This is a genomic window from Streptomyces odontotermitis, assembly GCF_050510915.1.
Lineage (GTDB): Bacteria > Actinomycetota > Actinomycetes > Streptomycetales > Streptomycetaceae > Streptomyces.
The window spans coordinates 19,282-38,016 of the sequence record NZ_JBNJLS010000012.1 but is presented as its reverse complement, the minus strand read 5'-3'; the positions used below and the strand labels follow the sequence as shown (position 1 = coordinate 38,016).

17 protein-coding genes are annotated in these 18,735 nt (G+C 69.8%); 14 read left to right on the top strand and 3 right to left on the bottom strand.

What is annotated here, in order from left to right; translation table 11 throughout:
- Nucleotides 1-54: 54 nt before the first annotated feature.
- The 9 genes from ACQB60_RS28700 to ACQB60_RS28660 all read left to right on the top strand — a co-directional run bounded on the left by ACQB60_RS28700 (nucleotide 55) and on the right by ACQB60_RS28660 (nucleotide 9,844).
- Entirely contained in the window at nucleotides 55-834 is a 780-nt protein-coding gene (locus ACQB60_RS28700; RefSeq protein ID WP_496928984.1) for a leucyl/phenylalanyl-tRNA--protein transferase, read from the top strand.
- A gap of 29 nt (nucleotides 835-863) precedes the next feature.
- Nucleotides 864-1,667 carry an N-acetyltransferase gene (locus ACQB60_RS28695; protein ID WP_496928983.1) on the top strand — a complete coding sequence of 268 codons (804 nt, stop codon included), beginning with the start codon at nucleotides 864-866 and terminating at the stop codon, nucleotides 1,665-1,667.
- On the top strand, nucleotides 1,664-2,731 hold the full coding sequence (locus ACQB60_RS28690; RefSeq protein ID WP_496928982.1) for a methyltransferase: 1,068 nt from the start codon (nucleotides 1,664-1,666) through the stop codon (nucleotides 2,729-2,731). Before ACQB60_RS28695 ends, ACQB60_RS28690 begins: the two co-directional genes overlap by 4 nt.
- Nucleotides 2,728-4,665 (top strand): acyl-CoA dehydrogenase family protein, encoded by a 1,938-nt coding sequence (locus ACQB60_RS28685; protein WP_496928981.1) that lies wholly within the window; start codon nucleotides 2,728-2,730, stop codon nucleotides 4,663-4,665. The genes ACQB60_RS28690 and ACQB60_RS28685 overlap by 4 nt, the downstream gene beginning before the upstream one ends.
- On the top strand, nucleotides 4,662-5,339 hold the full coding sequence (locus tag ACQB60_RS28680; RefSeq protein ID WP_496928980.1) for a thiaminase II/PqqC family protein: 678 nt from the start codon (nucleotides 4,662-4,664) through the stop codon (nucleotides 5,337-5,339). Before ACQB60_RS28685 ends, ACQB60_RS28680 begins: the two co-directional genes overlap by 4 nt.
- 119 nt (nucleotides 5,340-5,458) lie before the next feature.
- Nucleotides 5,459-7,054, top strand: a complete 1,596-nt coding sequence (locus ACQB60_RS28675; RefSeq protein WP_496928979.1) for an MFS transporter — start codon at nucleotides 5,459-5,461, stop codon at nucleotides 7,052-7,054.
- 129 nt (nucleotides 7,055-7,183) lie between these two features.
- Nucleotides 7,184-8,455: a cytochrome P450 family protein gene (locus ACQB60_RS28670; RefSeq protein ID WP_496928978.1), complete on the top strand. Its 1,272-nt coding sequence runs from the start codon at nucleotides 7,184-7,186 to the stop codon at nucleotides 8,453-8,455.
- Nucleotides 8,452-8,985, top strand: coding sequence for a pyridoxamine 5'-phosphate oxidase family protein (locus ACQB60_RS28665; protein WP_496928977.1), 534 nt, complete (start codon nucleotides 8,452-8,454; stop codon nucleotides 8,983-8,985). Before ACQB60_RS28670 ends, ACQB60_RS28665 begins: the two co-directional genes overlap by 4 nt.
- Nucleotides 8,986-9,196: 211 nt before the next feature.
- Nucleotides 9,197-9,844, top strand: coding sequence for a LysE family translocator (locus ACQB60_RS28660; RefSeq protein WP_496928976.1), 648 nt, complete (start codon nucleotides 9,197-9,199; stop codon nucleotides 9,842-9,844).
- 6 nt (nucleotides 9,845-9,850) lie between these two features.
- Here the strand turns inward: ACQB60_RS28660 and ACQB60_RS28655 are convergent, their stop codons facing one another.
- Together ACQB60_RS28655 and ACQB60_RS28650 are read right to left on the bottom strand one after the other, a co-directional pair.
- Entirely contained in the window at nucleotides 9,851-10,705 is an 855-nt protein-coding gene (locus ACQB60_RS28655; protein ID WP_496928975.1) for an SDR family NAD(P)-dependent oxidoreductase, read from the bottom strand.
- An 81-nt stretch (nucleotides 10,706-10,786) separates the two neighbouring features.
- Entirely contained in the window at nucleotides 10,787-11,944 is a 1,158-nt protein-coding gene (locus ACQB60_RS28650; protein ID WP_496928974.1) for a winged helix DNA-binding domain-containing protein, read from the bottom strand.
- Nucleotides 11,945-12,151: 207 nt separating this feature from the next.
- Between ACQB60_RS28650 and ACQB60_RS28645 the strand changes: the two genes are divergently transcribed.
- From ACQB60_RS28645 to ACQB60_RS28635, 3 genes are all read left to right on the top strand, one after another.
- Entirely contained in the window at nucleotides 12,152-13,327 is a 1,176-nt protein-coding gene (locus tag ACQB60_RS28645; RefSeq protein WP_496928973.1) for a magnesium and cobalt transport protein CorA, read from the top strand.
- 236 nt (nucleotides 13,328-13,563) lie between these two features.
- Nucleotides 13,564-14,073, top strand: coding sequence for a hypothetical protein (locus ACQB60_RS28640; protein WP_496928972.1), 510 nt, complete (start codon nucleotides 13,564-13,566; stop codon nucleotides 14,071-14,073).
- A 352-nt stretch (nucleotides 14,074-14,425) separates the two neighbouring features.
- Nucleotides 14,426-15,343: a hypothetical protein gene (locus ACQB60_RS28635; protein WP_496928971.1), complete on the top strand. Its 918-nt coding sequence runs from the start codon at nucleotides 14,426-14,428 to the stop codon at nucleotides 15,341-15,343.
- On the opposite strand, the gene ACQB60_RS28630 is transcribed toward ACQB60_RS28635, so the two are convergent.
- Complete coding sequence (locus tag ACQB60_RS28630; protein WP_496928970.1) at nucleotides 15,234-15,794, bottom strand: hypothetical protein; 561 nt, start codon at nucleotides 15,792-15,794, stop codon at nucleotides 15,234-15,236. The two genes, ACQB60_RS28635 and ACQB60_RS28630, sit on opposite strands and share 110 nt — an antisense overlap.
- Before the next feature lie 781 nt (nucleotides 15,795-16,575).
- Between ACQB60_RS28630 and ACQB60_RS28625 the strand changes: the two genes are divergently transcribed.
- Entirely contained in the window at nucleotides 16,576-17,973 is a 1,398-nt protein-coding gene (locus tag ACQB60_RS28625) for a hypothetical protein (RefSeq protein ID WP_496928969.1), read from the top strand.
- Nucleotides 17,960-18,733: a hypothetical protein gene (locus tag ACQB60_RS28620; RefSeq protein WP_496928968.1), complete on the top strand. Its 774-nt coding sequence runs from the start codon at nucleotides 17,960-17,962 to the stop codon at nucleotides 18,731-18,733. The genes ACQB60_RS28625 and ACQB60_RS28620 overlap by 14 nt, the downstream gene beginning before the upstream one ends.
- Nucleotides 18,734-18,735 lie beyond the last annotated feature (2 nt).

The following is an 18,735-nucleotide window of genomic DNA, read 5'->3' as shown; positions in this document are numbered from 1 at the left end:
GTGGAGCCGCCTTCCTGTGAACCGACCCCGGAACCGACTTCCTGTGAGGTGAACATGATCCGGACGCAGGACCGGGCCGAGTCGCCGTGGGCATCTCTGGATGTCGGCGCGGGCCCTGCCGCACGGCCCGTCGCCCTCGGCGGCGACCTCGAACCCCACACGCTCCTGACCGCCTACCGGCACGGCCTGTACCCGTTCCCGACCGACACCGTCGAAGCCACGATCGTCAATGAACTGACCTACGAGGCAGACGTCGAGGCCGGCCGCGTGCACGTCGTCCCCGGCGACGACCCCTTCACCGTCACCTGGTGGTCCCCCGACCCCCGGCCGGTGATCCGCGTGACCGAGGCCCGGATCCAGCGCAGCCTGCGCCGCCAGCTGCGCCACCGGACGGACTGGACGACGACGGCCGACACCTGCTTCGACGAGGTGGTCCGGCGCTGCCGGGCCGGCCGGGCCCAGCGCTGGCTGACCGACGGCCTGCTGCACGGCCTGTCCCGGCTGCACGCACAGGGGCACGCCCACAGCGTCGAGGTCTGGGACCGCGACGAACTGATCGGCGGGGTCTTCGGCGTCCGGGTGGGCGCGGTGTTCAGCGCCGACTCCCAGTTCACGCTCCGCAGCGGGGCGGGGAAGACCGCGGTGGCCGACCTGACCCGCCGCTTCGCCGAGGCGGGCGGAGCCGCGGTCGACGTGCAGCGCGAGAGCGAGCACGCGCGGCTCCTCGGCGCCCGCCCCGTCCCCCGGTCCCACTACCTCGCTCTGCTGTCCGTGCCCACCGACGAACGGCCCCTCGACACGCGGCGGCTGCCCGCGGACCGGCTCGCCCAGTGACCCGCCCCGACCCGACCGGGAGGCACCCCTTGCCCAGCACCCGTACGGATCTCCATGTGGTCAGCCTCGCCGAGCGGCCCGACCTGGAAGAAGCCATGATCTCGATGGAGTCGTCGTGGCCCGCCTACATCCGCCCCGACCCGCTCCTCGTGGACTGGGCCTTCGACCGGCACCCCGAGCACCAACTCGTCGTGCTCGACGAGGGGGCAGACGACAAGCAACAGGTCATCGCCCGGGCCGCGGGGGTGGGGATCGCCTGGGACGGTGACCCGGACCACCTGCCCGACACGGGCTGGGACGCGGCACTGCGGCAGTGCCTCACCGACACGTACGCGCGCCGTCGGCACACCGCGCTGTGCGCGCTGGAGATCGCCGTCGCCCCCGGCCACCAGGCACGGCACCTGTCCGCCCGCACCCTGCGGGCCCTCTCCGACCACGCCCGCCGACAGGGCTTCCGCGATCTCGTCAGCCCGATCCGCCCCAGCCTCAAGCACGAGCACCCCGAGCTGCCGATGGACGAGTACGTGGCACGCAGGCGGCCCGACGGACTGCCCGCGGACCCCTGGCTGCGCACCCATGTCAGGGCCGGGGCCGAGGTCCTGAAGGTGTGTCCGGCCTCCATGACCATCTCCGGGAGCCTCGCCGAGTGGCGCGCCTGGACCGGCCTCCCCCTGGACACCGACGGCCAGGTGACCGTGCCGGGAGCGCTCACCCCCGTGACCGTCAGCCTCGCACACGACTACGCGGTGTACGTCGAACCCAACGTGTGGGTCAGACACCGCCTCACCGACCCCCTCACCAGCAGCCTCAGCGACAAGGAGACCTCCGCATGAGCAGCACAGCAACTCCCCGCAACAGCACGCCCGTTGACGAGACGCTGGACCTGCGCGCGGCGCTCATCGAGCGGATCGGCGGCTACATGAGCGCGCAGGCCATCGGTGTCGCCGCGGAGCTCGGTCTCGCCGACCTCATCGGGTCCGGCTCCCGCACCAGCGCCGAGCTCGCCGACGGGACGCGGACGCACGAGCCGTCGCTGCGCCGCCTGCTCCGGCTCCTCGTCTCCGGCGGGATCATGACGGAGCCGCGGCCCGGCACGTTCGCGCTCACCGCGGTCGGCTCCCGACTGCGGTCCGACTCCCCGGACTCGCTGACCAACTTCGCCCGCATGTTCAGCGACCCGCTCTTCCTCACCTCGTGGCAGGGCCTGCTCCACACCGTCACCACCGGCGAACGCGCCTTCGACCACGCGTACGGGACCGAGGTCTACGCGCATCTGGCCGAACACCCGCGGACCAGCGCGCTGTTCAACGAGGCGATGAGCGAGGAGTCCCGGCACTCCGCCGCACAGCTCGCCGCGGGCTACGACTTCCCCGGGTCCGGCACCGTCGTGGACCTCGGGGGCGGCGACGGCACCCTGCTCACCGCGATCCTGCGGAGCCGCCCCGGGCTGCGCGGCATCGTCTTCGACAGTGCGAGCGGCGTCGCGGAGGCCCCCGCCACGCTGCGCAAGGCCGGGCTCACCGACCGGTGCGAGGTCCGGGCGGGCGACTTCTTCAAGGCCGTGCCGGGCGACGGCGACCTCTACCTCATCAAGAGCGTCTTCCAGGACTGGGGCGACGAGGAGTCCCGCGCGATCCTGCGCACCTGCCGCGCCCACATGCCGGATTCGGCCACGCTGCTGATCGTCGGCACCGTCCTGCCCGAGACCGCCGACACCTCCGCACCGGTCATGTTCCTCACCGACGCCAACATGATGGTGACGACCGGCGGCCGCGAGCGGACCGAGAGCGAGTTCCGGGCGATGCTGGCGGAGACGGGCTTCACGGTGCGCTCGGTCGGCGACCGCGACGCCGGTCCGAGCTCCGTCATCCAGGCCGTCCCCACGGTGGCCTCATGACGGCCGGGAAGGGGGACCAGTTCCCCGTACAACAGAAGGGGGACCAACTCCCCGTACAGCGGCCGGGGTTCGCCGACGAGCTGTTCCTCGGCAGGGCGCGGCACGACCTCCTGACCCTCCCCGCGGGCGACCCGCGGCGCCTCCCCGACGAGGAGGAACGCTTCCTGTCCCGGCTGAGGGACTTCTGCGAGAAGGAAGTCGACAGCGCCGGGATCGAGCGGGCGGACCGGATCCCCGACCACGTCGTCGAAGGGCTCAAGGACCTCGGCGCCCTGAGCATCAAGCTCCCCCGGCGGTACGGCGGACTCGGGCTCTCCTCGCGCTGCTACCACCGGGCCCTGATGCTCACCAGCACGACGCACCCGGCCCTGAGCGAACTGCTCGCGGCACACCAGGCCATAGGTCTCGCCCAGCCCGTCGCCCTGTTCGGGACCGAGGAACAGAAACGCGCGTTCCTCCCCCGGTGCGTCCGGGAGATCACGGCCTTCGCCCTCACCGAGGCCGACATCGGCAACGACCCGTACCGCATGCGCACCACGGCCGTCCACGACCCGGCCACGGACAGCTACGTCCTCGACGGCGTGAAGACGTGGATCACGAACGGCGTCATCGCCGACCTCCTGGTCGTGCTGGCCCTCGTCGCCCCCTCGGCGGACGGCGCCGGAGGGATGACCGCGTTCGTCGTCGACGCCGGCTCGCCGGGCGTGACCGTCGAGCACCGCAGCTCCTTCCTCGGGCTGCGGGGCCTGGAGAACGGCTGCATCCGGCTGCACCGCGTGCGGGTGCCCGCGCACCATCGGGTCGGCGCGGTGGGAGCGGGCCTCGACGTCGCTCTCGCCGCCCAGGACACCGGGCGGCTCTCGCTCCCGGCCGTGTCCGCGGCCGCGGCGAAGTGGAGCCTGTCGGTGGCCCGGCAGTGGAGCGCCGTGCGCGTCCAGTGGGACCGGCCCATCGGCGAACACGAGGCGGTCGCGGGCAAGTTGGCGTTCATCGCGGCGACGGCGTTCGCCCTGGAGGCGCTGGTCGAGGTCACCGGACGACGGGCGGAGCGGGCCGACACCGACACCCGTCTGGACGCGGAGCTCGCCAAGCTCTTCGCCACCGAGAAGGCGTGCGCCGTCGCGGACGAGCTCGTGCAGATACGGGGCGGGCGCGGATACGAGACGGCGGACTCCGCGGCCGCCCGGGGCGAACGGGGCGTACCGGTCGAGCAGTTGCTGCGCGACGTCCGGGTGGGCCGCATCTTCGACGGCTCCAGCGAGGCGCTGCGCGGCTTCATCGCCCACGGCCTCATCGAGGCGCACCGCTCGTCGGCGGAGGCTTCGGAGGATGCCCGCCGAGCCGGGCCGCCGCCCGGCCCGGCACCCGAAAGCAGTGTGCTTGCGGCCCACTTGGCGTATGTCGAGCAGACCGCCCGGCGGCTGGCCCGCCTGCTGGGCCTCGCCGCCGCCGGGCCGCCCGCCGAACTCGAACGCCAGCGGCACCTGGGCCGCATCGTCGACATCGGCGCCGAGCTGTACGCGATGAGCGTGACGTGCGCCTACGCGCGAGCGCATGACGGCGCCGAGGGCGCCGCGAGAGCGCGGGGCGACGCCGAGGACAGCGCGAGAGCGCGGGGCGACGCCGAGGACAGCGCGAGAGCGCGGGGCGACGCCGAGGGCACCGCGACCGCACTCGCCGACGCCTTCTGCCACCAGTCCAGGCTCCGGGTCGAGGAGCTCCTCGACCGGATCGACGACAACAACAGCGACGAGCGGGACCGGGCCCTGGCGCGGCGCGTCCTCGCGGGCGGCTGCACCTGGCTGGAGGACGGGGTGGTCGACCCCTCCACCGACGGCCCGTGGATCGCCGAGTACGTGCCGGGACCCGCCACCGGGCCCGATCTCCACCGGGTGGTCCGCCCGGCGCCGCGCACCAGTGAGGAGTTCTCATGAATGCCGTCACCGACGTCCTCGACTCGGCGCAGCGGCAGCTGTCGGGGCAGGCCGGGCCCAACCGCTACGTCGACTCGCTCGAAGAGGGCCGGGTCCCGAAGGAAGGGCTCGGCCGGCTCGCCGGGGAGCTGTACCACCTCGTGCGCAGCGACCGCCGCAGCTTCGCGCTGCTCGCCGCCCGCTTCCCCGCCGCTCCCGCCGGGGATCTGTATCTGGCCATGGCGGACGGCGAGGGCGAGGCGCTGCGGCTCCTCGTGGACTTCGCGGGCGCACTCGGCCTGAGCGAGCAGGACCTCCAGGACCACGAACCCCTGCCGCTGGCACAGGCATACCCGGCGTATCTGGCGCGGTCCGCGCTCTTCGGCGCACAGAGCGACGTCGCCCTGGCGCTGCTCGCGAACGTGCGGGAATCCGGCGGGACTTACGCGCGGGTGGCCGACGCGCTGGTGTCCCGGTACGGGTTCCAGGAGCCCGACGTGGCCCACTTCCGCTTCTTCGCCGAGACGCCGCAGTCACTGCTCGACCGGGCGACGGCGACGCTCACGAGCGGCCTCGCCGCCGGGGACGACCCGGCGGCCGCCGTGCGGTGCGCCCGGACGGTGCACGCCCTGGAGGGCGAGTTCTGGGACTGCCTCGCCCGCAACCTCGCCATCGACCGAGGCCAACACCTCTGAAAGTAGGGGCAGTTCGCTTGACCGGTATACCCCCCACCCCTATGTTCAATACACCTACCCCGTAGGGGTATACGCGGTGACACGGTGTGTGCGGTATACCCCCGAGAAGAGGAGTGCCGATGTCCTTGGCAGCAAGCCCACCGCCGGCCCGCGCCGGCCGCAAGGAGTGGACAGCACTGGGCCTGTTGGTCCTGCCGGCCCTGCTCCTGTTCATGATGCTCACCATCCTGTTCCTGGCCAGCCCCTACCTCGCCGCCGACCTGGAGCCCAGCGGCACCGAGATCCTGTGGATCCTGGACATCTACGGGTTCCTCATGGCGAGCCTGCTCGTCCTGATGGGGACCGTGGCCGACCGCTACGGACACCGGAATCTGCTGGTGACAGGGGCGGCCCTGTTCGGCGTCTTCTCCGTGGTGGCCGCCATGACGGACTCGCCGGTCATGATGATCGTCTGGCGCGCCGTCCTCGGCATCGCGGCCGCCATGCAGATGCCCGCGACGCTCGGCCTGATCTTCTCGATGTTCCAGGACGCGAAGCAGCGCGGCGTCGCCATCGGCGTCTGGGCCGCCGCGATCTCCGGCGGGGTCGCGCTCGGACCGCTGCTCGCCGGCCTGCTCCTCGAAGCCTTCTCGTGGCGGGCCACGTTCCTCGTCGCGGTCCCGGTGATGGCGGTCGTGGTGATCGGCGGACCGCTGCTCCTCCCCCGCCACCAGGCGTCCCAGAACAACAAGCTGGACCTGTTCAGCGCCCTGCTCCTGGTCCTGACCCTGCTGCCGTTCGTCTACGGGATCAAGTCGTTCGCCACCGAGGACGAGACGGCGCGCTCGATCGCCGCGGTGGTGGTCGGCCTGGCCTTCGGGGTCTGGTTCGTCATCCGTCAACTGCGGTCCCCGGCACCCCTGTTGGACGTGCGCCTCTTCGTCAACCGGACCGTCGGCGGCGCGCTCGGCGTCTTCGTCCTGGCCGCGACCGGGCTCGGCGGGGTCTACCTGATGTTCACCCAGTTCCTGCAGCAGGTGAAGGACCTGTCGCCGCTCAGGACCGGGTTCGCCATCCTGCCCGCGGCCCTCGTCCTGATCGTCGTCGCCACCCTGTCGCCCGTCATCGCGCGCCGCGTCCGACCGGGCTACGTCATCGCCACCGGCCTCGCCGTACAGGTCGTCGGCTACCTGCTGTTCACACAGATCGAGAGCACGACCGGACTGCCGCTCGTCATCGCGGGGTTCGTCGTCCTCTACCCGGCGGTGTCCCCGTCCATGGCGCTCACCACCGACCTGGTGGTGGGTTCGGTCCCGCCGGAGAAGGCGGGTGCCGCGGGCGGCCTGGCCTCGACCGTCAACGACCTGGGCATCTCCCTGGGCGTCGCGGTCGTCGGCACGATCGGCACGGCCGTGTACAGCGACGGCCTGGAGAGCAAGCTGCCCGAGGGCCTGCCCCCGGAGGCCAGGGCGGCGGCGGACGAGAACCTCTCCGGCGCGGTCGCCGCGGCGCAGAACCTCCCCGACCGCCTCGCCGACCCCCTGCTGACCGTGACGAAGGACGCCTTCGCGCACGGGCTCAACGTCGGCGCGGGCATCGCCGCCGCGATCGCCGCGGCCGGCGCGCTCATCGCCGCGATCACGCTCCGCCACGTCCCCCCGACCGGCTCGGCCGCCCCGGCGGAGCCGGGCCCCGAGCCGGCCACGGCCGAGGTCACAGAGGCCGCCTCGAAGTAGCCACGGGTCCCCACCGGACCGAACGCGGCGGCCGGCCGGCCGGCTCTCGGACCGCACCGGCCGCCGCGTTCGGCGCCCACCTCGCATGCGGCACCCCTCTCGCACGCGGCACACATCAGGAGGCACAGAATGATCGACTTCAGCACGGACACCACCGAGGCGATCAAGAGCGTCGGCGGCACCTGCATGTACGAACAGGTCACACGGCTACGGGAGTCGGGACCGGCCGTCCCGGTGGAGCTGCCCGAGGGCGTCGGCGCCTGGTCCGTGTCCCGGGGCGACGTGGTGAGGATGCTCCTGACGCACCCGGGCGTCTCCCGCAACCTCAAGGAGACGGTGCCGAGCTACGTCCCCGGCTCCGTGCCCTGGCTGGCCCCGTGGGTCGACGTGGACTCCATGGCCACCACGGACGGCAGCGCCCACGCACGGCTCCGGAAGCTGATCACTCCGGCGTTCACGCCCCGCCGCGTGGAGAAGCTCCGGGTCCAGGTAGAGGAGATCGTCGCCGACCTCCTCGCCGGACTCAGGGCCCACGGCGGCGGCCAACCGCTAGATCTGCACCGGGAGTTCTCCTACCAGGTCCCCACGCGGGTGATCTGCGATCTCTTCGGCGTACCGGACGACCAGCGGCCCGAGGTGCTGCGCGCCTTCCGCGTCGTCGCCACGACCGACGTACCCGAAGAGGAGTCCGTCGCCGTCTACCAGGACCTCGAAGCGGCGATGCGCCGACTGATCGTCACCAAGCAGACGACACCGGGAGACGACCTCACCAGCTTCCTGATAGCGGCACGCGCCACCGGCGAAACCCCCCTGACCAGCCATGAGTTGATCTCGACCCTGCTGCTGATGATCGGCGGGGGAAGCCAGACCACCATCAACCTCATCGACCACACGGTCCGCGAACTCCTCGCCCACCCCGACCAGCTCGCCCTCCTGCGCGCCGCCCCCGACCGGTGGAACGACGCGATCGAGGAGTCCCTGCGCGTCCGCTGTCCGGTCATGCACCTGCCGATGCGCTGGGCGACGGAGGACATCGACCTCGGCGAAGGCGTGGTGATCCGCACCGGCGACGCGATCCTGATCTGCTACGGCGCCCACGGCCGGGACCCGGGCGTGCACGAGAACCCCGAGACCTTCGACATCGACCGCGCCGACAAGGACCACCTGGCCTTCGGACTCGGCCCCCACTTCTGCCCCGGCTCACACCTCGCCCGGCTGGAGGCCAGGGTGGCCCTGCCCGCCCTCTTCGACGCCTTCCCCCAACTCGCCCTGGCCGTCGCACCGGAGGACGTCGAGCCCGGCCAGACCTTCATCGGCAACGACATCGCCGCCCTGCCCGTCCACCTGGGCCACGACGGCGACGTAGACGGTGAAGGCGAAGGCGAAGGGTCCGCACGATGACGGCCGACGACGATCTGCTCAAGAGGTCCCGCCACCTCCTGGACACCGCCCGCTACGTGCACCTGGCCACGGCGTCCGAACAGGGAGAGCCCTGGGCCGCCACCCTGGAGTACGCCTGGTTCGCCGACCCGCTGCGCCTCGTCTTCGGCTCGGCGACCGATTCCCGGCACAGCCACGACGTATGGGCCCGTCCCCAGGTGAGCGGCTCACTCTTCCGCACCGACGGCACCAACACCACAGACACGACGGTGGACTTCACCTCGATCGACGGCGCCCAGTTCACCGGCCGCTGCACGGAGATCCCACCCGACCGACTGGCCACGTACTACGAGGACTTCTACGCGACCGTGTTCCCGGACCCGCGCCGGCGAGCCGAGTGGCAACTGCCGTCGTCGCTCCTGCAGCACCCCGCACCGCACCGCCTGTACCTGGTGGAGATCGACCGCTGGTGGCTGATCGACACCCGGACCTGGGCGGAGGACCGCATCGACCGCCGCATCGAGGTCCCGGTGGGTCACCTGGAGAGGTAGCGGTTCACGACATCAAGACACCCCTACCGCGTGTGGGTATCTTTCGGAAGGAGGTCGACGCTGCCGCGCGCCTGGTGCGTTCGTAGGCCCGGCGACGCGCTTCGGCGCGGGCGGCCGCTTCCCCCGGCCCGAGCCGACCTGATTCCATGGGCGGACACATGGCACACGGCACACAGCACTCGGCACCCAGCCGAACGGGGGGAAGAACGACATGGTGTCCACCGACCGATTCCTGGCCTTCGCCGCGATGTCACTGCTGGTCATCGTGATTCCAGGACCGAGCGTGCTCTTCGTGATCGGCCGGGCCCTGGCACACGGCCGCCGCACGGCGGTGGCGACGGCGCTCGGCAATGTCTTCGGCTCGTATCTGCTGGTCGTGGCCGTCGCGTTCGGCGTCGGCGCGGCCGTGGAGCGTTCCGTGGCGGTGTTCATGGCGGTGAAGCTGGCGGGCGCGGCCTACCTCGTCCTGCTGGGCGTCCAGGCGTTCCGGCACCGCAAGGACATGAAGGCGTCCGCGATCGGGGCGGCGCCGACGGGCCCGGCCCGCGGCGACCTCCGCACCGTCCTCGACGGCGTCCTGGTGGGCCTGACCAACCCGAAGGGCATCGTGTTCTTCGCCGCGGTCCTGCCCCAGTTCGTGGACCACGGCGCGGGCCAACTCCCGCTCCAGATGCTGCTGTTGGGCCTGGTTCCGATCAGCATCGGCCTGGTCACGGACACCCTGTGGGGCCTGACGGCATCGGCGGCCCGCACCTGGTTCGCCCGCTCCGACCGCCGACTGTCGATGATCGGCGGTGCGGGCGGGTTCACGATGATCGGGCTCGGGGTGACGGTGGCGGCGACGGGCCGCGCGGACTAGGGCCGACTAAGGCCGACCGGCCAGGTCCCGGGTCAGCTCCATGAGCCGGGCCCGCGCCTCCCCGTCGTACGCCTGCTCATGGGCCCGTACGTCGGTGAACTGATCGAAGTAGCGACCGGTGACCCCCTCCAGCTCGGGATCGACGAGCAGCCGCACCGTGGGCCGCACCCCTTCATCGACACCGACGGCCGGCGTCAGCCCGTACTCACGGACACCGTTGGTGTCCATCAAGTGCGCGGGGTGGAGCGTGTTGACGGCGACACCACTGCCCTCGAGCTCGGCGGCCATCTCGAACGTAGCCATGATCAAGGCGAGCTTGCTCCGGCAATAGGCGCGCAACCCTTCATACCCCTGCTCCAGCATCACATCATCGAAGTCGATGGCCTCCTGCCCGATCGAGGCGACGTTGACGACGCGCGCGGGCGCCGAGGCGGTGAGCAGCGGCAGCAGCCCCCGGGTCAGGGCATAGGGCGCCAAGTGATTGACGGCGAACCGCAGTTCATGCCCCTGCGCGCTCACCTCGCGGCGTAGCGGCTCGGCGCCGCCGCCCGCGACGGCGTTGTGGATGACTCCGTCGAGCCGCGGTTCGGCGGCCCGGATCCGGTCGGCGAGGGCGTGCACCTGGTCGAGGTCGGCGAGATCCGCGAGGTAGGTGCGGACCTCGGCGCCCGGGAAGGCGTCCCCGATCTCGGCCACGGCGGCGTCCAGGCGCCCTTGGTCCCGGCCGTGCAGGAGGAGGGTGTGCCCGCGCCCGGCGAGATCGAGGGCGAGGGCACGGCCGAGGCCCTGGGTGGCACCGGTGATCAGGGTGCTGCGTCGTTCCAGTCGTTCCAGTCGTTCAGGTCGTTCCAGTCGATTCATGCGCTCATCGTGAGGGGGCCTCTGGCCGGCCGGGGAGTGCGTGGCTGACCTGGTGTTGGGACCACCAGGCTGGCCTGCCCCCTACTCCGGCACGACCGTGCCGAAGCGAATGTCGTACGAGGAGGAGGCCCCGAGCACATCGAGAGTGCGGGCGGCCTCGGCCTGGACTTCGCCGCGCTGGGCCCGGGTCAGCGTTCCGAAGGGCTGAACGGTGAGCACATCACCCCCTTCCCTCCCCTCCTCAAGGGCCCACACCCCGGCGAGGAACCCGTCCACCAGAAGGGTCCGGTAGGCGATGTTCCCCTTCCAGCTGCGCCCCCAATACGCGGCCGGGATGACACGGGTCCGGTCGGCGTGCGAGAGCAGCAGGTTGTCGAACTCGGGCAGGAGGCGGACCGGCGCAGGGGTGTCCTGATCGGGCAGCACCGCATCAGCCAGATCGAACAGCTCAACTCCCGCCTCGCTCCGGAAGGTTCGCAGCCGGGGCCGCAGCCCTTCGAAGGCGTCCCGGGTGCGGGTGAGACCGGCCCAGGTCTGGAAGTCCTTGACGGAGGCGGGCCCGAAGGCACGCAGATAGCGCAGAACGAGCTCGTGGAGGCCATCGAGGCCGCCGAGGCCAGTCATGCCCGCGCTCTCCTCGACCGCTCCTCGCCCCACCCACTTCTCGACGGTGGTGAGCGCGACCTGCCCGCTGCGCCGCCACAGCCCGCGCGGCGTGACCTGCACGAGGGGCAGCAGGCAGCGGGCGGCCACGGCGAGGGACTGCGGATCGCCGTCCGGCCACTTCTGGGACAACTCCTCACGCAACTGCTTCATGGTGCGCGGCTCTTCCTCCACAAGCCCCCTGGCCAGCACGGCGAGTTCATCAAGGTCGACTCCGACGAGCCCCTTCCGAAACGCGTTCAGCTCCCGCCGACGGGCCACCTGCACGAGCGGCCGCACACCGAGGGCGTCGACGGCGGTGTGGAGGTGGATGGTGGAGCGCAGGGTGACGATGCGCACGAGCTCGCGCCGTTCGAGGAGCCCGGCGAGACCCTCGGGATCAAACCCCTCAAGCCGAGCGGCCAGCGCGAAGTAGGGCGGCTTCACCTCCTGCGCCTGAAGCCCGACGAGACGTTCGACGGCGCCGCTGACGGACACCTCTCCGACAGGCGCCCGCCGCAGCAGGAGCTGCCGGTCGAGGGTGGCGCGGTTGAGGGCGCGGGTGCTGAGGACGGGGGCACCGGTCGTCTTGGTCATGCCGGAACGGTAGCGAGAGTCGAGGACAGCCACGGTCCGCAATTCGGCCCACGGCCCACGGGACAAGGAAGCACCCCCAACCCCGAGGGGTCATCTCCCAACTTTTGGGACGTATGTCCTGCACGGCTATCCTTCACGGCATCCGCCGAACCACCGCGAACTGACGCGAACGCGCCGAGGAAATCCCCGACCGGGAGGTCAGCCCTCATGCCAGAACGCCGCGCACGCCGCCCCGCACCGGGGTCGAAGAAGCACGCGTGGCGACGCGCCGCGTCCCTGGCGAAGCCGTCCACGACGGGCCGCGCCCCCGACCGCACACCGCACACCCCGCCCCCGCCCACTCCCCCGCCCACTCCCCAGCCGGGCAGCATCGTGCACGCGGCGCTCTACCGCGACGGCGTACGGGTCTCCTCGCCGGACTCGCTCGCGGACACGTACCGCGAGCTGCGCGAGGAGCCGCACGGCATGGCGTGGATCGGCCTGGCCCGCCCCACGGAGACCGAACTCCTCTCCCTGGCAGCGGAGTTCGACCTGCACGAGCTGGCGGTCGAGGACGCGATGGAGGCCCACCAGCGCCCGAAGCTGGAACGCTACGGCGAGACGCTCTTCGTGGTCCTGCGGGCGGCCCGCTACCTGGACGCCCCGGAGGAGGTGGACTTCGGCGAGCTGCACGTCTTCGTGGGCCCGGACTTCGTGATCACGGTCCGCCACGGCGCGGCCCCTGACCTCTCGGCGGTCCGCCGCCGCATGGAGGAGACGCCCGACCTCCTCAAACTGGGCCCGGAGGCAGTCCTCTACGCGATCCTCGACGCGGTGGTCGACGGCTACGCCCCCGTCGTCTCCGGCGTCCAGAACGACATCGACGAGATCGAGACCGAGGTCTTCAGCGGCGACCCGGAAGTCTCACGCCGCATCTACGAACTCTCCCGCGAAATGGTCGAGTTCCAACGCGCGACCCGCCCCCTGGTCGGCATGCTGCACGCCCTGATGGCAGGCTTCGCGAAGTACCGCACGGACGAGGAACTCCAGCGCTACCTCCGCGACGTGGCCGACCACGTCACCCACACCAGCGAACGCGTCGACGGCTTCCGCCAGGCCCTCGCCGACATCCTGACGGTCAACGCGACGCTGGTGACGCAGGAGCAGAACGCGGAGATGAGGGCGCTGGCGGAGGCGGGCTTCCAGCAGAACGAGGAGATCAAGAAGATCTCGTCGTGGGCGGCGATCTTGTTTGCTCCCACGTTGGTGGGAACGATTTACGGGATGAATTTCGACCGGATGCCGGAGCTTGGGTGGGCCTTTGGGTACCCGTTCGCGATCCTGCTGATGGGCGTGGTGTGTGTCAGCCTGTACTTCGTTTTCAAGCGGCGGGATTGGCTGTAGCGGGCGAGTTGCAGACCTTGATCGACTTTACATGCGCGAATGGCTCTATAGGCCCTGTCGAGCCCTCTGGGGAGAATCTGGGGAGAACGGGCGGCACGTGGGAGCAAGGCGCCGCCCCCGTCTCCAGCCATCCCGCACGCCTCGCCAAGCCAGCTTCCGCCGATTTCCCTACGTAGGACGTCACGGGGAGTGTTGACTGAACGGCCACATGGAACCGCGTACACCCGGAGGACCGGTTGGAACCGAGGAGTGCCGCGGAGGCAGGGAAGGACTTCCCCTACACCGCACGTACCACGTGCTACATCGAGGTCCACGAGGACGGAACGGTGACGCACGGAGACGACCGCGCCGCGTATGAGCGGGCCGTTGTCGGCAAGTCCCGCTTGTTCGCAGTCTGGCCCGGCGAGTGGTCGAGCCACTTGTTCGTGATCGACGACCTTGACGAGTACGCGAAGGCCCACGGAATCGAGCACGACGAGGAGCGCACCGGTCTCAAGGAGCACGTCCACGATGTGCGATGGGAGCCGAACCCCTATGGGAAGAGCAGCCCTCGAAGCCCCTACCTCAGTGTCAGCGTCACGCTGAACTGCGGACGCGAGATTCACGATCTGCGCGCCTTCGCCGCCCAGATGAAGGAGCAGCGGGGGTGGGACGTGGCCACGAGCGGTGGCTGGGGCAGCAGCGGTGCACCTGGGGGAAGAAAGACGTACTCCCTGCGTGTTCGCCGCAAAAGCCTCACGGACTGACCTCAGCGGACCACCACAGAGTCCGCACAGGACAACGGGTGGCACAGCGTGTGCTGTGCCACCCGTTCATGCCTCGTGGGGTGCTCGGAGAGGCCCTCCGCTCCCGGGCATGCTGCACGGCAGCGGTTTCCTCTCCATCATCGAGAGGGGCGGGCCGCTCCCCGAGCTTGGCGGGAGCCGTTCAGGACAGTCCGTGAGCTCGCGCCCGCCCAGTGATGTTTCGGTCTACTGGCGCACCCCAGCCAGCGTTCACTCAGGAACTAACTGCGGCTCCCACCCGTCCGTTTAGTCGAGGCGGCGGCCCCGTACGCCAAATCGTTTACCCCAAGCCGCTGTTGAGATGACGGAGTAGATGGACTGGCTTCGCAAGTACTGGATCAAAGTCTTTCTCCTTACCTGTTCCAGCGTCCTGGCTGCGGTCGTCTTCGCAGCTTCCGTCCTGGCGGGCGAGGACGACTACAAGGACAGGGAGACGATGCTGTGGGCGGGGGCGATCGCTGCCCTGGCCGTCGTTCTCGTCACAGCCGCTGACACAGCCCTCAACGAGAGGGAGAAGGAACGCGCTCGGCAAGAGGTAGGGCGCGCGGCCCGAGCACTGGGCGTCACGTACAACCAGACCTTGGCTCCGATCTCGGAAGCTCTTGGAAAGCTCGCGCAGGAATACGCCTCTACCTTCGCCGGCTCGGGTGTGCCGGTTCCCCCAGCACTGCAGACAGCTCAGGTCGCGCACTCCACGCTCATCCGCAAGACGGTACTCATCGGTGCCTCCGTGCTGACTGCGGAGCTGCGGCAGGGGTCAGGTCTCCCTACCGCCCGATGCTCGTTCTACCGCCTGACCAACCGAGCACAACACGAGTTCACACTCGAAGACTGGGCCGGCGACCCTCCGGGGCCGCGGGGGAAGGTCGATGGAGCAGCCGGGAGTCACTTTCTGCACGACATCCTGGAGCCAAGGAAGGCGTACCACGTCGGCACTGGAACCGGCCTCGTCAGCAAGGTCGACCAGTTCAGCACCAAGTACCGATCCGTCATCGCAGTGCCGGTCACGGCAGGCACCATGGAGTTCGGGGTGCTCACAGTTGATGCTCCTCGGGAGACCGACCTGAAGATTGAGCACGTAGTCCTCATGACGTCGCTGGCCGGCGGGGGTCTTTCGTCTCTCAGCGTCCGTCCAGGGCCTCGATCCCGGCTGCCAGGGCTTTCCGAGCCCCGGCAGCCAGACTGTCGGGAGCGCCAATACGCGCACAGGCATCCCATTGCGCGGGCGTGACCCGCACACCCAGGTCCGTATCCTCGACCGGCCCAACGGTTCCGTCGCTGCGCTTGCCGTACTCCGTGATCCGCCCCTCCCAGAGGGTGGTGAGCTGCTGGAGGATGCGCTCACCCAGTTCATCGGGCAGGGAGCACAGCTTGGCGGCGTCCACCGAAGCCACGATCTTCGCGGCGTCCCGGGAGGGGAGCGCCCCAAGGTCACGGACTACCTCCGCGAGTTGCCGGGCCAGCCCGCCGAGGCCAGCAGCGTATTCGGCGGCGTTCGCGTACATCCCGTCGTACAACTTGTGGCCGAGTTCGTCGCGGACGCACTCGGTCACGATCTGTTCGGGCGGCAGTTCCTTCATGGTGGCGACACGGCGGACCGTCGCTGCGGTCTTGCCGTCGAGGCGGATCGTGAGATCCAACGGAGCTTTCTCATCTGGTGCGTTGGGAGGTTGGTTCTCCATTTTCCGACGCTAGCGACTCCGGCCTTGAGTGGGCGGCCGAACCGCGAAAGAGACCCAGTCCCGCTCTGCCTCAAGAGCTGCCGCGGGGAAGCTGTCCGGCGGCATGGGACTGCCCGCCGATGATCGAGCCAGAGTCGTCGGTATCGTGACGGCCTATTCCGGCAGCTGCCGGGTAAGGGCGCGCAAAATACTCCTGCCCAGGTTGAGGTCACCTGCAATCCAGCCATCAGAAAGCAGTCGCAACCGCCCCTTATCACTTCAGGAGTGAACTCATTGAACGGATCGGTCTACGGTTGGGTCCGAGAAGTCACCACGGCGTTTCTATCGTCGGCCGCCGAGTACCTTCGTGGAATCGTTCATCGGCAATGGTGACCTGGCCAAGCCGCTGGGCGGGGCGTAGGGCACATCCCTGGCGCTCACGGCACCTTGGCGATGATCAGGGCTTCTCAGCGATTGTCCGATAGCCGCTATGCACTGATCGGTGCGGTCGCTCCCGGGATGGGGGGAGTGCTGTAGTGGGCGCGAGAAGCGCGACCTGTGCCGACCTGCCTTCGGCACTCGGCTGGCCGCGCTCCCTCATGTCGGCATCGCGGATTACTCGCGGTTGCACGAGGGGAGCAGGCACATGACGGGCTCTGGCGACGCGGAAGCCCCTTCAGGCGAAGGCGTGCCCCTACTTGATCCTGGTGCCCCGTTGGGCAACATTGCTCGCCGCCGTCGTGCTCTTGCCCACTTGGAGCCGATCTTCCACTTGCACTTGCATCGGGGCCACGATCCGAGTGTGGAGTGGTCGGCATACGACTTCATTTCCCTGGTCTTGCACACCGTCGACTTCGTCGCCGTCTCGGCCGGCTTCCAAGGAACTCCCGGGCCGCCTCGGTCTGTCGTGATCGCGCAACTGGCCTATCTCGCACACCAGATGGCTCCGAGCCGGTCAGGCGGTGAGCACGAGCACGTCGCGCAGTACGTTCTGGACCACCTTCTGCGGCATGAACACCCCAGCCACGAGTTCATGATCGAGTACGCCAACGCCGACAATGGGTGGAAGGCGGAACCCATCCCGGTGCGGGTGCTGTACGAAACGTTCGCCGCTGACGGGCGAACGATCTTGGTGAATGTGGACGACAAGGCGGTCGCTCTGCTTCTGGTTGCTGTCGACCGGCCGTTGGAGGACCAGTCCGAGGCGATCATCGCGATCCTGCGCGCCCAGACCGAGAAGGGGAATCTTGCCGCGGCCGTCGCGTCGACCGAGGAGGCTTTGCTGCTGTCCCGGGCCTACGCCATGAAGGTGCGCCGGTTGATCAGCGATGCCGAACGTGATGTTTCCCAGGTCGGCTATCTACACCGCCTGCGTCCCGAACTGATCGCTGCGGCTGAGCACTTGCAGCGTCGCATCACGGTCGACGGCACACTGCTGCGCCATCTGGAAGACCTGGTGGCCAACGCGTCGCGGGAGCATGACCCCATGGCGGTCGGGCAGTTGGCGAAGGCCGCAGCGCGTCTTGACGAGGCGGTCGAGACGATCGCGTCCCTGCATACTGACGTGATCGCGGCGAGCCCACGCTGGCGTGCGGCGCAGTCGGCCCAGGCGTTCGGACAGAGCCCCATGGGCGAGATCAACCCGACGGCGGACGTACTGGTGCCCCTGCTGCGCAAGGCAACGTTCTCGGTCGGGCGAGACCTGACGCCACTGGCCCCCTCCGTCCTCTTGGACGTGGTCGCGCTCGTGAGGCGCCTGGTGGCTCCGCCCCGGTCTCTCTCCGATGCCGGTGTCGAGCAGACTGCCGAAGGGCCGCTCGGTGAAGTGGCGGGGATCTACGAGCAGTTCCCCGAGCAGTTCCATGAGGTGACTGACACCTTGCGGACCTGCCTGATACCTCCCGGGGGTCGGGCTCGGCTCAGCAGGCTCTTGGACGGAGCGAACGCCCTGTTCGCCCTCCCCCAGTCCGCCCTGGCCGACCATCTGTCCGGGCTCATCGGTGCCGAGGCGGAGACCGCGCGGCTGCGGCTGCGCCTTCTGCTGGTCTACGAGGCGCTGAAGCTGTGGCGCCCGGACGGACACCCCGAGCCGGACGACGAGTGGTGGGCCATCGACGACGGGAGCCGCAGGGACGTACCAGATCTGTGCGTGCCCGACCTCATCATCTTCCGAAGGGCGGCCAGTCATGATCTCCCGTGACGATGCCCGTGACCTTGGACTCTTCCTGCGCTATGCGTTCGACGCGAGCGCCTCCCCCGGCCGTCTCGATGCCTATGGGCGGGTCGTAGGGCTCTTCCATGCCTCACCGGAGCTGCGTACAGCGGCGAACGAGGTACTGCGAGCCATGGGGGCGACGGTGCTGGCGGCCGACCATACGGCGGGGTTCGTCCTGGCCGCAGAACCGGGCTCACCACTCGCGGTGGTCTATACCCGCAAGTTGTTGCCGCTCGACGGCACGCAACACCGGCTCGTCTACGGCCTCGCGCTCGCGGGGCTCACCGCCTGGTGTTTCCCCAATGCCCGCGCGGTCCAGGAACCGGGAACGCGCCGGGTCACGGCCCTCGATGTGGACCGTCTCATCCGAGACCAGGCGGCCGCTATCGAAACAGGTGACACGGAGAGCGATGGCGGGCTGGGGCCGGCGTGGGAGGCGTACGACCGGCAGCACAAGCAGGCTTTGGAGACGAAGAAGACCGGGCGACTCGGTCGCAAGACCACCGTGAAGATGTGCGAGGACGTGCTGCGGCTCCTGGCCTCCTTCAACCTTCTCGTCGCCGACACGACCGTGCCGCCACCCCGACACGACCTCGGCGTCTGGCGCTCGACTGACCGGTTCCGCGCCTACGTTGCGGCAACGGGCGCCCCCTTGGTGAGGCAGGTCATTCCCGACTGGCCCTCGGATGAGGAGCGCTTCCTCGAGTCGCTGGGTGATGGCCAAACCGGCAGCGAGGAGGGCTGAGA